The following is a 14,276-nucleotide window of genomic DNA, read 5'->3' on the forward strand; positions in this document are numbered from 1 at the left end:
GAGTAGCGAGCGGAGCGAGTGTATCGAGACCCAGCGAGGTGTCGATACGGCGCTGGCGCGCCTACTCGACCGACGAGTCAACCCGCGGCGGCGAGCGGGATCCGCACGGTGATGGTGGTGCCCGCCCCCGGCGGACTCTCGACGGTGATCGTGCCGTCGACGGCGTCGACTCGGTCTGAGATGCCGACCATGCCGCTGCCCGCGGGCGAGGCGCCGCCGATGCCGTTGTCGCGCACGCCGAGTTCGAGGACGCCCCGCTCGTCGAGATTCGCCCGAACCCAGGCGCGCGTCGCCTTCGAGTGCTTGGCGATGTTCGCGAGTGCCTCGGCGACGACGAAATACGCGGTCGACTCGACCACGGCGGGCAGCCTGCCCTCGGGCTGCACCTCGACGACGACCGGCACCGGGCACCGGCCAGCGAGCTCGGGCACGGCGAGCGCGAGCCCGCCCGACGTGAGCAGCGAGGGGTGGATGCCGTGGGCGAGCTCGCGCAGCTCTTTGAGTGCGGTGTTGAGCATGGTGATGGTGCCGTCGAGTTCGACGCCGAGCGGCTCGACGCCCCGGTCGCGGGCCTGGTTGGCGGCGAGCCTGAGGCGCATGCCGAGTGACACGAGCTGTTGCTGCGCCCCGTCGTGCAGATCGCGCTCGAGCTGGCGCCTGGCCTTCTCGGCACCTTCGACGATGCGGCTTCGCGACTGCCTCACCTGTTCGAGGGTGCGCTCGATCTCGGAGCGCAGCCGCCCGTTGTCGACCGAGAGCCGCAGTGCGCTCGAGACGCCGTCGAGCAGGCGCATGTTGTCGGTGAGCACCTTGTCGTGCCGGATGAGCGCGATCGGAATACCCGTGGGCGACACGACGGGCAGCAGGCTGTGCTGGCCCACTTGACCGGCGGCGTCGCCCTCGAGCGGCTCGCCGCTGGCATCGGCATACCGGCCGTGCTCCTCGTCCCACCAATAGACCCGCACCGAGGCGTCGCGCAGGGTGCGCGCGAGCGATTCGGCCCAGAGGCCGCGGTCGGCGCCCTCTCGCGTGATGCGCATGAGATCGGCGACCCGCGCGCGCATGTTACGGGCGTGCGCGATGCCCGCGACGAAGCTCACGGGGATCGACGCGATCGCCACGAGCGAGATCGTCAGCATCACCTCATCGGCGGTCGTCTTCACCGCGTAGGTGATGGCGTACCAGGCGAGTGTCACGGCCCACGCGAAGAGCGCGATCGGCATCAGGAACGCGACCGTGCGCGCCGGAACGCTGCCGCGCACCCACCTGACGAGCAGCCGGCCTGCGATCACGAGCGCGAGCACCGCGCCGATGCCGCGGAAGCCGTAGTCGACGGCGGTGTACAGCGCGGGCAGGTCGGCGACCTGGTAGACATTCGGCACGCAGTCGCACGTCGCGGGATCGGCGGGCACGTCGATCAGGAGCACGACGGCGAAGAAGTAGATGACGGCCGAGCCGAGCGCGATCCCCGCAATCCACCGGTCCATGCGATCACCGAACCACCCGCGCGGGTACACGAGCACGATGAGTCCGGCGATGAGCCCCCACCACAGGTGCATGCCGTACAGCAGCGGCCACAGCCATCCGAGGTTCTCGACGACATGGAAGAAGGTCAACGGAATCCACAGCACCGCGAACGCGACCATCAACCGTGACGGCACCTTCGCCGGTCCGATGCTCCACGCCACGCCGGCGCACGCGAGGAACACGAGCGGCACCAACGAGTGCAGCGTCGTGTACGACACCTCGGGCCGATCCTCGGGTGACGTGATGAGCCAGCCCGAGACCTCCATGCTGAGCGACAGCACGGCCACCAGCGTGATGACGATCGTGCGCTTGATGATCCGGCCCTTGCGGCCGGGCGCCATCACCTCTCGCCGAGGAGCGTCAGCACCGCGAGCACCCGTCGATGGTGCTCCGGGGACTCCTCGAGGTCGAGCTTCTGCAGAATGCTGCGCACGTGGGTCTCGACCGTCTTCAGGCCGAGGAACAGGGTCTGGGCGATGCCGCCGTTCGAGTAACCCTGCGCCATGAGCTCGAGCACCGACCGCTCGCGTTCGGTGAGCCGTGAGAGGGGGTCGTCGGCGCGGGTGCGGTGCACGAGCTGCTCGACGACCTCGGGGTCGACGACCGACCCGCCGGAGGCGACCGTCTCGATCGCGCGCACGAGCGTCTGCGGCTCTGAGACGCGCTCCTTCAGCAGGTAGCCGGTGCCGCTGCCGGCGCCCATGACGCGCAGGGCGTACTCGGGCGTCGCGTACATCGACAGCAGCAGCACGCCGATCTTCGATCCGTTCGCGCGCATCTGCTCGAGCGCGACGATGCCCTCGTCGCGAAAGCTCGGCGGCATGCGGATGTCGAGCACCGCAGCGTCGAGGTCGAGCTCATCGATGACGTCGAGCAGTTCCTGACCGGTGCCCACCGATGCGACCACTTCGATGCCGCCGCCCTCGAGCACCTTCGAGATGCCCTCGCGCAGCAGCAACGCGTCATCAGCGATACCGACGCGCAGGGGGACGGTCGGATCAGCCATCGAACCTCCGTTCAGCGAGCATGGGCCATCGACGAGCGGTCGCCCCGCTTGACGCGACTGTACCGCGTTCCGGGCCGCCGCCGCGCCCCCATTCAGGGGGTGCCCTGATGCGCACCGCCCCGGAACGCCCTTGACGAACGGCATATGAGCTTCAGTGCATGCCCTCGACAGGTTCGGGGGTCCCATGGATGCCGCGACACGGTGCCTCGGCCACGATCGTGGACATGTTGAGCAGCGATTCCCCCCGCACCACTCGCACGGGCCCCACGCAGATGCACCTCGCCGACGTGCTCGTCGCACGTCCCCGCCGTATCGCGTCGCGGCTGATGCACCACACGGCACCCGCGACGACCGCCGATCGCGCGCCGCACCGCGAGCTCGTTCGCCGTGACCTCGCCGAGTACGCGAACCGCATCGACCTCGACGGCGTGGTGCGCCGGCACGGCAGCCCGCTGCTGGTGCTCGACACCGACCGGCTGACCACACAGCTGCTCACCCTTCGCCGCGAGCTTCCCGACGTCGCCATCCACTTCGCGACCGGCGCGCTCCCCCATGCCGCCGCTATCAGCGCGATCGACGCGTTCGGGGCCGGCTTCGCCGTCGCGTCGCGGTGCGAGATCGACCTCCTCGAGCGCGCCGGCGTCTCGATCGCGCGTTGCCTGCACAACCACCCGATGACGTCGATCGCCGACATCACGGGGGCCTACCTGCGGGGCATCCGCACGTTCGTCGTCGACAGCACCGCCCAGGTCGCGAAGTTCCGCGAACTGCCAGAGGTCGCCGTGCTCGTCAGGCTGGCGTTCCCGGCGAAGGGCGACCGATCGCCGAGCTTCGGGGTACGGCCCGAGGATGCGCCGGCGCTCGTCGACCACTGCCTGCACGCCGGGCTGCGGGTGGCCGGATTCACCTTCGACGTCGGAAGCCAGACGCGTTCGGCGTCGCCGTGGCAGCGCGCGATCCGCGGATCGCTCGCGCTCATCCGCGAGCTCGAGCAGCGCCACTCGATCCGGTTCGAGCTGCTCGACCTCGGCGGTGGGCTCCCGGTCGAGTACGACCAGCCGGTACCGGCCCTCGCCGTGCTCGCCCGCAGCATCCGTGAGGAGCTCGCCGCGGCGCCTGCCCACCTGAAGATCGCGATCGAACCGGGCCGGTTCGTCGCAGCCCCCGCCGCGACCCTCGTCACCCGGGTCGTCGGCACGGCCGATCGGCCCGACGGGCGTTGGCACTACCTCGACGAGGGCGTGCACGGCGCGTTCTCGAGCGCGGGTGCCGCCGGCGCTCACCCGCTCGTGTTCGCGGCCTCCGAGCTCACCGATCAGCCCACCCTCGATGAATCCGCCGAGCGCGCGACCCGCCGCCGCGTCGCACGCGGGCACGTACCGGTCACCCTCGCCGGCCCTACCTGCGACAGCGACGACGTGATCGCACGCCACATGCCGCTGCCGTCACTCACCGTAGGCGACCTGCTCGTGAGCCCCATGATGGGCGCATACACCGCCGCCACGAGCTGCAACGGCCTCACCCCGACGCCGTTCGTCGTCATCCCCGGCTGACCGTTCGAACCCATGACCCGAGCCGACGCGAGAGCGCCGGGCCCGGGTCATCCGTTCGCCGCCTACACGAGCGAGTCGCGCCAGGCCGCGTGCAGCGCCGCGAACCGGCCTGTGCCGCCGATGAGGTCGTCGGGCGTGCCGTCTTCGACGATGCGTCCGTGCTCCATGACGAGCACCCGGTCGGCGATCGCGACCGTCGACAGACGGTGCGCGATGATGACGGCGGTGCGGTCGGCGAGCAGCTTCGTGAGCCCCTCTTGCACGAGGCGCTCACTCGGGATGTCGAGCGACGAGGTCGCCTCGTCGAGGATGAGCACCGCCGGGTTCGCGAGGAACGCACGCGCGAACGAGATCAGCTGCCGCTGCCCCGCACTCACCCGCCCGCCGCGCTTGTTCACATCGGTGTCGTACCCGTTCGGCAGTCCCTCGATGAACTCGTGCGCGCCCACGGCCTGTGCTGCCCGCACGATCTCGTCGAACGACGCGTCGGGCTTGCCGAGCGCGATGTTGTCGGCCACCGAACCAGAGAACAGGTAGGCCTCTTGGGTGACCATGACGATCGCGCGCCGCAGGTCTTTCGGGTGCAGGTCGCTCAGTGCGACACCGTCGAGCGAGACGACGCCGTCGCTCGGGTCGTAGAACCGGGCGATCAGCTTCGCCAGGGTCGACTTGCCGGCACCCGTCGACCCGACGAGCGCGACCGTCTCGCCTGCGGGGATGTCGAGATCGAACCGGGGCAGGATGACCCTGCCCTTCGTGTAGGCGAACTCGACGGCCTCGAACCGCACATGGCCGTCGGCGTTCCACAGGTCGACCGGCTTCGCCGGATCGGGCACGCTCGGCTGCTCCTCGAGCACGCCCGAGATCTTCTCGAGCGCCGACGACGCCGACTGGTAGCCGTTGTAGAACATCGCGAGGTCTTCCATCGGGTCGAAGAAGCGCTTCGTGTAGAGCACGGCGGCGAGCAGCACGCCGACCTCGAGCGACCCGTCGATCACCCGGAACCCGCCGAGCAACAGCGTGACCGCCACGGCGGTGTTGCCGATGAACGCGAGGCCCGGGTTGAACACGGCGAACAGGCCCAGCACCTTGGCGTTCACGTCGCGGTAGTCCTCGGTGAGCTCGCCGAACTCCACCTCGTTGCGGCGCTCCTTGCGGAACGCCTGCACGGCGCGGATGCCGGTCATGGTCTCGACGAACTGCACGATGAGCTTCGCCGAGGCGACGCGCGAGCGCCGGAACAGCGCCTGCGAGCGCATCTGGAACCACCGGGTGAGAATGCCCAGCGGCACGAGCGCGACGAGCAGCACGAGCCCCGACTGCCAGTCGAGCAGCACGAGCGCGACCGCCGTGAACACCATGTACATGAGCCCGCGCACGAGCATCGTGAGGCCCTCGTCCATGAGCTCGCGAATCGCGTCGAGGTCGCTCGTCTGCCGCGAGATGATGCGGCCCGACGTGTACGACTCGTGGAACTCGAGCGACAGCCGCTGCGTGTGCAGGAACACGCGCGTGCGCAGGTCGATGAGCACCGCCTGGCTGATGCGTGCCGAGAGCCTGATGTACGCCGAGATGAGGAACGCGCCGACGATGCCCGTGATCAGGTAGGCGAGCCCGGCGAACGCCGCCGGGTACCAATTCTGTTCGATGAGGGCCGGGATGCCGCTGTCGATGCCGTACGCGATGATCGCCGGCCCCGCCACCTGCGCGGCCGATGACACGACGACCGCGGCCGCGGTCAGCCAGAGCCTGCCCTGCAAGGGCTTCAGCAGCGAGCCGAGCAGGCGCCGCGAACGCAGACGGATCTGCCGCGACTCGGCAGTGGAGTAGTCGTCGCGCTCTTCGCCCTGCACACCGGTGACGCTCATGATGCCGCCTCCTCTCGTTCGAACTCGGTCGGTCGCGTGGTCGTCGGTCGAGTGACGTCCGGCGAAGCAGGACGCGTATCGAGACCCTCCCTGTGGCGCCCACGCCGCTCTTCGTCTTCGAGACTCGAGATGACGAAGCGGTAGTGCTCGCTCTCGCGCAGCAGCTCGGAGTGGGTGCCGACCGCGGTGACGCGCCCGCCTTCGAGCAGCGCGACCCGGTCGGCGAGGGTCACCGTGGACGGCCGGTGGGCCACGATGAGCGCGGTCGTCGAGGCGAGCACCGAGCGCAGCTCGGCCTCGACGCGGGCCTCGGTCGCGACATCCAGTGCCGACAGCGGGTCGTCGAGCACGAGCACGGCGGGCTTCGCGGCGACCGCGCGCGCGAGCGCGAGTCGCTGGCGCTGGCCGCCCGACAGGCTCATTCCCTCTTCGCCGACCTTCGTGTCGACGCCGTCGGGCAGGTCGTAGGCGAACCCGGCCTGCGCGATGCGCAGCGCCTCGGTCAGCACCCGCTCGGCCTCGGCCACGACGGCGGGCGCGTCGCCCGACAGCTCGGGCCGGCCCAGCAGCACGTTCTCGCGCACCGACGCGCTGAACAGCGTCGCGTCTTCGAAGGCCATCGCGACGTGCGTGCGCAGCTCTTCGCGGCTGAAGGCGCGCACGTCGACCCCGTCGACGGTGATCGACCCCGCCGTGACGTCGTAGAGCCGCGTCGTGAGGGCCGTCATCGTGGTCTTGCCGCTGCCGGTGAGGCCGACGAGGGCCATCGTCTCGCCGGGCTCGACCACGAGGTCGACGCCGTCGAGCAGGTCTCCGAAGCGGTCGGGCGAGTCCTGGTAGCGGAAGCGCACGCCCGAGAACGCGAGCTCGCCCTTGGGACGGTCGAGGTGCTTCGGGTCGTCGGGGTCGACGATCGTGTTCTCGCTGTCGAGGATGTCGAAGAAGCGGTCGGTCGCGGTGCGCGCGTCGAGGGCGAACGCCAGGAAGAAGCCGATCGACTCGATCGGCCACGCGAGCACGGTCGCGGTCGCGAAGAACGCGACGAGCTCGCCGACGCTGAGTTGCCCGTTCGCGGCGAGCCAGACGCCGACCATGAGGCAGATCGCGAGCGCCACGGTCGGCACGATCATGATCCACACCCAGATGTTCGCGTCGAGTCGCGCCTTCTCGATCTCGGTGCGGCGCAGCGACTCGGCCTGCGCGCGGAACGTCGACAGCGCGTGCTTGCCGCGCCCGAACGCCTTCAGCACGCGGATGCCGTGCACCGACTCCTCGACGGCGGTCGCGAGGTCGCCGGCCTGGTCTTGGCTCAGGCGCGACTTCTCGGAGTACTGCCCCTCGAACTTCCAGCCGGCCCACCAGAGCGGCAGCGAGCAGACGAGGAAGATGAGTCCCAGCATCCAGTTCATCGACATCAGAATGCCCACGCCGACCACGATGATCACGAGGTTCGCCCCGGTCAGCACGAGGCCGAACGACAGCCACCGGCGAATGAGCCCGAGGTCGCTCACCGCCCGCGAGAGCAGCTGGCCGCTCGGCCAGCGGTCGTGGAAGCTCACGGGCAGGTCTTGCAGCTTCGCGTAGAGGGCGTTGCGCATGCGCGCCTCGACCTTGGTGCCCGGCCCGACCACGAGCCAGCGCCGCAGCGAGTACAGCACCGCCTCGACGGTGCCGAGCGCGAACACCAGCAGCGTCAGCGGAAGGATGGCCGCCGCGTCGCCGTGGGCGAGGGGGCCGTCGACGATCTGCGCCAGCACCTGCGGAATGGTCAGTGCGATGAGCTGGGCCACGAGCGCGGCCGCCATGCTGCCCGCGAACGCGGGCATGGCCGGTCCCGCGTACTCGCGCAGGCGCCAGAGTGCGCGCACGGTGGCCACGCGCTTGGTCGGTTCGGTCGCGACATGCGGATGCTGCGGCTGGACGGATTCGGACAAGTCCGGTTCTCCTCAGAGGGGATGCCGATCGCTCACGAGCGAGCCTGATCGGCGGGTGTGACGGTGAGTGTCGACGCGGAACGCGTCATTCGGGGCCGGCATCGACGACCGCATGGTCGGCGACGGCAGGGCCGCGAAACGTGCAGGCGAAGCCTGCGGCGGGGCCGGTGTCTACCGGGCGCGGCCTACGACGGGGAACGCCGAGCGACCAGCGCCATCGACCGCGACCGTGCTGGCATCGGTTTCTGTCTGCATGGTGTCCTCCTGCGTCGTGGTGTGCATCTCGCGTCGAGTCGTTCTGTCGAACCCTCGGGGCCGCCTGGGGTCGCCACGGCAGCCAGCCCTACAGCCTATGACGTCGCGGGACTGGCGTGCAAGACCGAGTTCCGGAGTAGGCTTCGGTGTCGTCGTCACGCGGGCCAGCGTGCCGCCGCCCCGCATCGAGGCTGCCGCGCTCCGGTCCCTGCACCCGCCCGCGTGCCCGGCCCGATCGACGAGGAGCGCGCGCGTGGGAGCTGCACAGACGGCGTTCGCACGCGCGAACGCCCGCCTCGGTGTGCTCGCCGGCATCGCGGCAGTCGTCATGCTGCTCGCCGGCCTCGGCGCCGGGGTCGTCGACGCCCTCACCGGCGCGGCGACGGGCGGCCTGCGCGCCGGCCTCGCCGCAGCGACCGGCACCGACGGCGCTGCGCGCTGGCAGATCCGGCTCGCGGCCGACCCCGACGCCCAGGCCGAGGCCGCACGCGAGGTGCTCGACCGCATGCTCGTGCGCAACGGCGCCACCTGGAGCCGCAGCGTGCAGACCGCGCCGGTCGCGGCGACCGTCGGCACGGCGGGGGCCGCGCAGGGCGGGCAGCCGTTCGGCGCGGTGCTGCTCGCCGACCCGACGCTGCGCGATCGCGCCGACCTCGTCGACGGGGCGTGGGCCGACACCCCCGAGTCGATCGGCGCCGCCGACGCCGAGGGCGCCCGCGCGACGACCTTGCACGCCGGTGCGGCCGCCGAACTCGGGCTCGCGACGGGCGACCTGGTCACGGTCGGCGGTGACGACCCGCGTTCATTGCTGGTCGTCGGAACGTGGCTGCCCGTCGATGCCAACGATCCGGCGTGGTTCGGCGAGCCGATCGTCGCAACGGGCGCGATCGAGGGCGGGTTCGGGCCGTTCGTCGTCGACGAGGGTGCGCTGACCGATGTGCCGGCCGCGGTCGTCGCACGCTGGACCGCCCTGCCCGACACCGCCGCTCTGACGCCCGATCCCGCCGCGGCGCTTGCCGCCACCCTTCCGAACGTCGAGCCCGCCCTGCGCGACCTGCCCGAGCTCGGCTCGAGCGGGCTCGGCGCCTCGGGCGACCTCGGCGCCACGCTCACCCGGCTGCTTGCGGGCATCGGCGCGGTGCGGGCTGTGGCCCCGCTTCCGGTGCTCGTGCTCGCGTTCGCGGGCATCGCCGCCCTGAGCCGGCTCGCGACGCTGCTCGGCTCGGCGCGACGCTCGGAGACGACCCTGCTGCGCGCCCGAGGCGCCTCGGCCGTGCGCCTCGCGGGCTCCACGGCGCTCGAGGTGCTCGTCGTCGGTGTGCCCGCCGCCGTCACCGGCGTGATCGCGGCCGAAGCGGTGCTGGCCCTCACCCGCCCCGGCGATGCCCGAGATCAGGCGATCGCGTGGGCCGTGGCATCCGTCGCACTGATCGCCGCGGTCGCGATCGTCGCGGGCCGCGCCTTCATCGACGCACGCCGCCCGGTGGTGCGCGGCTCGGGCGACGAGGTCGGCCGCGCGCCGCGCGCCGCGGTCGCCGGTGGTGCCCTGCTGGTCGCCGTGGCGGCAGCGATCGCCCTGTGGCAGTTCCAGCTCTACGGGTCGCCGCTCGTGACGAGTGCATCGGGCCGTGTCGACGTCGATCCGGTGGCGGTGCTCGCGCCGGTGCTCGTGCTGCTCGCCCTGTCGCTGTTCGCACTCGGGCTCACCGGACCGGTCGGCGCCGTGCTCGAGCGCCTCGCGGCCGCGCGCCCCGCGCTGGTGCCCGCGCTGCCCATGCGACAGCTCGCGCGCCGTGCCGCGCTCTACGCGTCGGCGTCGTTCGTCACGATGCTCGCCGTCGCCGGCCTCACGCTCACGGCCGCGTTCGCCGGCGCGTGGCAGTCGATCGACCATCAGATGTCGGCCCTCACCGCCGGCGGCGAGGTGCGGGTGGCGTTCGCCGGTCGCGACCTCGTGCGCGGCCCCGACCCGCTCGCGCTCGCCGACCCGTTCGCCGACGTCGACGGCATCACGGCCGACGCGCCCGTCTTCCACGGCGAAGTGCGCCTCGGATCCGATCCCGCGACCCTGGTGGCCGCGCCGGTCGACGAACTCGCCCGGGTCGCGCCCGGCATCGCCGCCGACGCCGCGGCACACCCGCTCGCGGCGTCGGCGGCCGCCGCGGGCGTCGCACTGCCCGAGGGTGCGTCGACGCTCGGCGTCGACGTCACGCTCCAGGCACCCCCCGGCACCGGCGGGCGGGTGGCGGTGTCGGCCTGGCTGCTCACCGAGGGCGGCGCCGCGACGCGAACGCCAGCGGGCGAGGTCGAGATCGCTGCGGGCGGCGGCCCGGTCGAGATCGAACTGCCCGATGCCCCGGGCCTGCGGCTCATCGGCCTGCAGGCGTCGCTCGTGGACGCCCCGGGAACCGAAGGCCTGCGCGTCGAGCTCAACCGCCTCGAGGTCGACGGCAGCGGCATGGCGAACGGACTCGCCGTCGACGGCCCGGTGCTGCTCTCGTCGGCCGAACCCGAGGCCCGCGCGAACCTCACCGCCGGCGGCAACGACCCGTTGCCCGTGGTGCTCGCCGGCGAGCTCGCCGCACGCATCTCGGCCGAGGTCGGCGACCGGTTCACGTTCCGCATCGTCACGGGCGGGGCCGAGCTCGACGCCGTCGTCGCCGGCACCGTGCCCGTCGTGCCGACGGCGGGCACGAACGCCGTGTTCGCCGACCTCGGCGCACTGAGCCGCGCCGCCTTCGACGAGGGCGGCGGCGTGCCGGCATTCGGGGAACGGTGGCTCGCGACACCCGACCCCGATCGAGTCGCGCGCACGCTCGAGACCGACCGGCGCTCGGCACTGTCGGCCACGACCCGCGCCGACGTTTCGTCGGCCACGCTGATCGGGCCGGCGGTCGCCGCCCTGTGGGCTGGAACCGCAGGTGCCCTCGCGCTCGCCGCCATCGCGCTCGTCGCGCTCGCGAGCGCACTCGGCTCGGCGCGGTTCGGCGAGGTCGTCGTGCTGCGCGCGCTCGGCGTGCCCCCGCGCACGCAATCGCGGTCGAGGGCCGCCGAGCTCACGGTCACGATCGGCACGGCCATCGTCATCGGTTCAGCCATCGGCGTCGTGACGGCGCTGGTCACGGCGCGCGAGCTCGCATACGCCGCAGTCGCCGGTACGCCTGCATCGGTGCAGGCGCCGTTCGCGATCGCGTGGGTGCCATGGCTGATCGCGGTCATCGTGTTCGTGCTGCTCGCCGGGGCCGTCATCGCCCTCGCGGCGCGTTCGGTGCGGCGCCTCGCCGCACGCCCCGGGCTCCGGCAGGAGGAGCGATGAGCGCGCGACACCACTCGCACCTGACGTCGGCGGGCCTGCTGCGCCGGCAGTTCCTCGCCGCGCCTGTCGCGTCGATCCTGCTCGCGCTGCTCGTGCTCGCGGGGGCGCTGCTCGCGACCGCGGTGCCGCGCGCCATCGCCGCGATGCACACGGCGGCACTCGGCGAGCGACTCGCCGAGTATCCGGCTCGCGAGCTCGACGTGCTCAACTCGACGCGGGCCCAGCCCGGGCTCGGCCCGTCGGCCGGCGGCACGACCCTTCCCGACGGTGTCGACGAGGTGTGGGGGGCGCACGAAGAGCATCTGTTCGACATCCGTGCACGCATGCCCGGGCCGCTCGCCGCCGTCACCGGCGACCCGCTCACCGTGCTGTTCAGCGGGCCGTCGGACGCGCGGCCCGAGGGAGCTGCGGCCGGCGGCATCTCGTACCAGTTGTTCACCGGATTCGACCCGCGGCTGCGCGAGCACGTCACGCTCACGAGCGGCGAGTGGCCCGAAGTGCTCGTCGGCAGCGCCCCGCCCCCGCCCGAGGTCGACGACGGTTTCGCAGCTCCCCCGGTGCCCACCCCGACCGACGAGCCGATCGAGATCGTCTTCGCCGACCCCGTCGCCGAAGAGATGGGATGGGAACTCGGCGAGGTGCGCACACTCGCCGTGGGCGCTGAGCCTCAGGGGGTTCGCCTCGTCGGCACGTTCGACGCGGTCGACCCGAGCGACGGGTTCTGGACCCACGTGCCCGTCGCACTCGAGCCCTCGGTGGCGTTCTCGGCCGCCGGTGACCTGCGCATCACCGGACTCGGCTTCGCCGACCCGAACTCGTGGGCCGCCTACGTGCAGACGCAGCCGCAATCGACGATGGACTCGTGGTTCCCGACCCTGACCGATCGGGTGCGCGCCGATGAGTCGGCCGAACTGCGCGCCGCGGTCGACGAGTTCACGAGCCGGGCCTACCAGCTCGGCACCGGCTTCGGCGACTTCGCATTCTCGCCGGTCGGTGAGGTGACGTTCTCGAGCGGGCTCTCCGACGCGCTCGAGTCGGCGGCCATCACCGCCGGGGCCACCGACGCGGTGCTCGCGACGATCGCCTCCGGTCCGATCGGCGTGATGGTCGCCGTGCTGCTGCTCGGGGCGCGCGTGGTGTTCGAGCGGCGGCGCAGCGGGCTCGAACTCGCGGCGGCCCGCGGTGCTTCAGACGGCCGGCTCCGAGGCATCCTCGGGCTCGAGGGCGTCGTGATCGGCGTGCCCGCCGCAGTCGTCGGCGGCGCGTTGGGCACCCTCATCGTGCCGGTCGACGCCGGGTGGGGCGCGTGGATCATCGCCGCGGTGTTCGCGCTCACGCCCGCAGCGCTGCTCGTCGCATCGGTGCCGGCACTCAGCCCGCTGCGGCGTGCGCGCGCCGATGTCCAGGTGCGCGGCGGCGCCCGCCACCGGTGGGTCGCCGAGGCGGCCGTGGCGGTCGTCGCGATCACGGCCGTCGCGCTGCTGCTGCGGCGCGGCCTCGCGACATCGGCGGCCGAGGTCGGCGTCGACCCACTGCTCGCGGCCGTGCCACTCCTGCTCTCGCTGCTCGTGTGCCTCGTCGTGCTGCGCCTCTACCCACTGCCGCTCGCCGCGCTCGTGCGGCGCAACAGCCGGCGCAGCGACCTCGTGCCGTTCCTCGGTTCGGCACGCGCACTGCGCGACCCGTCGGCGGGCATCGTGCCCGTGCTCACAGTGGTCGTCGGCGTCTCGGTCGCGGTGTTCTCAGCGGTGCTGCTCGGCACGGTGCAGACCGGCGTCGAACGTGCCGCCGACGCGCGTGTCGGCGCCGACGCGGCCGTCACCGGCACCCCGTTCACGCTCGAGCAGCAGGCCGCGTTCGCCGAAGTGACCGGAGTCGAGGCCACCGCGCCGGTGTACTCGACCGCACCGAGCACCATCGAGATCGACGGCCGGGTGCGCACGACGACGCTCATCGTGGTCGACGCCGACGAGATGCGGCGCGTGCAGGCGGGGCGCGTCAACGCGACGCCGCTGCCCGACGAACTCGTCGGCGGCAGCGGAGTCGACGGCGACCCCGCCTCCCCCGTTCCGGTAGTGATCTCGCAGGCCGTCGCCGACTCGATCGAGGGCGCCGACTCCGTCGAGCTCGACGGCGAGGAGTTCGACGTGCTCGCGGTGGTCGACGGCCGCACCGCATACTCGCCGCGGGCGAGCTGGGTGCTCATGGACCGTTCGCACGCCGCGCGGTTCGTCGACTCGTTCGTGCCGCGCACCGTGCTCGTGCGGTTCGCGCCCGACGCCGACGCCGACGCGGTCACCGACTCCCTCGTCGAGATCGCCGGGCCGAACGCCACGGTGGTCACCCCGGCGATGGTGCTCGACGGCCTGCGCGGGGTGTCGACGACGAGCGGACTCGTGCTCGCGCTCGTCGCGGCGATCGTGCTGTCGAGTCTGCTGACTGCGCTCGCGATCGTGCTCACGCTCGTGGTGGGCCGCCCTGCGCGCGACCGCCTGCTGCCGTTGCTCGCGACCCTCGGGCTGCGCCGCCGCGGCGAACGCGCGCTCGTCGCGTGGGAGATCGGGCCCGTCGTCGTCGTCGCACTCGTCGCGGGCGCGCTGCTCGGCGCCGCGCTGCCGTACGTCGTCGTGCAGGGCGTCGACCTGCGATCGTTCACCGGCGAAGACGCGCAGCCCTCCGTCGTCTTCGATCCCGCGCTCATCGCGGCGGTGCTCGCGGGCGCCGCAGTCGTCACGGCTGCGGCAGTGCTGCTCGCGTCGCGTATCGGGGGCGACGGCAACGCCTCGCGCGCGTTGCGCGCCGAAGAGGAAGGATGAA

Annotated in this window: 7 protein-coding genes; 3 read left to right on the forward strand and 4 right to left on the reverse strand. The window is 72.2% G+C overall.

What is annotated here, in order from left to right:
* Positions 1–77: 77 nt before the first annotated feature.
* Together ABD164_RS09515 and ABD164_RS09520 are read right to left on the reverse strand one after the other, a co-directional pair.
* Entirely contained in the window at positions 78–1,868 is a 1,791-nt protein-coding gene (locus tag ABD164_RS09515; RefSeq protein ID WP_344295661.1) for a sensor histidine kinase, read from the reverse strand.
* A complete protein-coding gene (locus ABD164_RS09520; protein ID WP_344295663.1) occupies positions 1,868–2,533 on the reverse strand; it encodes a LuxR C-terminal-related transcriptional regulator in 666 nt (221 codons plus the stop codon). Before ABD164_RS09520 ends, ABD164_RS09515 begins: the two co-directional genes overlap by 1 nt.
* 224 nt (positions 2,534–2,757) lie before the next feature.
* On the opposite strand from ABD164_RS09520, the gene ABD164_RS09525 reads away from it, so the two are divergent.
* Positions 2,758–4,086: a type III PLP-dependent enzyme domain-containing protein gene (locus ABD164_RS09525; protein ID WP_344295665.1), complete on the forward strand. Its 1,329-nt coding sequence runs from the start codon at positions 2,758–2,760 to the stop codon at positions 4,084–4,086.
* Positions 4,087–4,148: 62 nt separating this feature from the next.
* Here ABD164_RS09525 and ABD164_RS09530 read toward each other — a convergent pair whose 3' ends face one another.
* Positions 4,149–5,954, reverse strand: a complete 1,806-nt coding sequence (locus ABD164_RS09530; protein ID WP_344295666.1) for an ABC transporter ATP-binding protein — start codon at positions 5,952–5,954, stop codon at positions 4,149–4,151.
* Positions 5,951–7,888, reverse strand: a complete 1,938-nt coding sequence (locus ABD164_RS09535) for an ABC transporter ATP-binding protein (protein WP_425545933.1) — start codon at positions 7,886–7,888, stop codon at positions 5,951–5,953. The genes ABD164_RS09530 and ABD164_RS09535 overlap by 4 nt, the downstream gene beginning before the upstream one ends.
* A 508-nt stretch (positions 7,889–8,396) precedes the next feature.
* Here ABD164_RS09535 and ABD164_RS09540 point away from each other — a divergent pair.
* Together ABD164_RS09540 and ABD164_RS09545 are read left to right on the forward strand one after the other, a co-directional pair.
* The gene (locus ABD164_RS09540; RefSeq protein ID WP_344295667.1) at positions 8,397–11,459 is read left to right on the forward strand and encodes an FtsX-like permease family protein; all 3,063 of its coding nucleotides are present in this window, start codon (positions 8,397–8,399) and stop codon (positions 11,457–11,459) included.
* On the forward strand, positions 11,456–14,275 hold the full coding sequence (locus ABD164_RS09545) for an FtsX-like permease family protein (RefSeq protein ID WP_344295668.1): 2,820 nt from the start codon (positions 11,456–11,458) through the stop codon (positions 14,273–14,275). Before ABD164_RS09540 ends, ABD164_RS09545 begins: the two co-directional genes overlap by 4 nt.
* Position 14,276: the final 1 nt, after the last annotated feature.

The sequence above is a fragment of the Agromyces neolithicus genome (genome assembly GCF_039529735.1).
Classification (GTDB): Bacteria; Actinomycetota; Actinomycetes; order Actinomycetales; family Microbacteriaceae; genus Agromyces; species Agromyces neolithicus.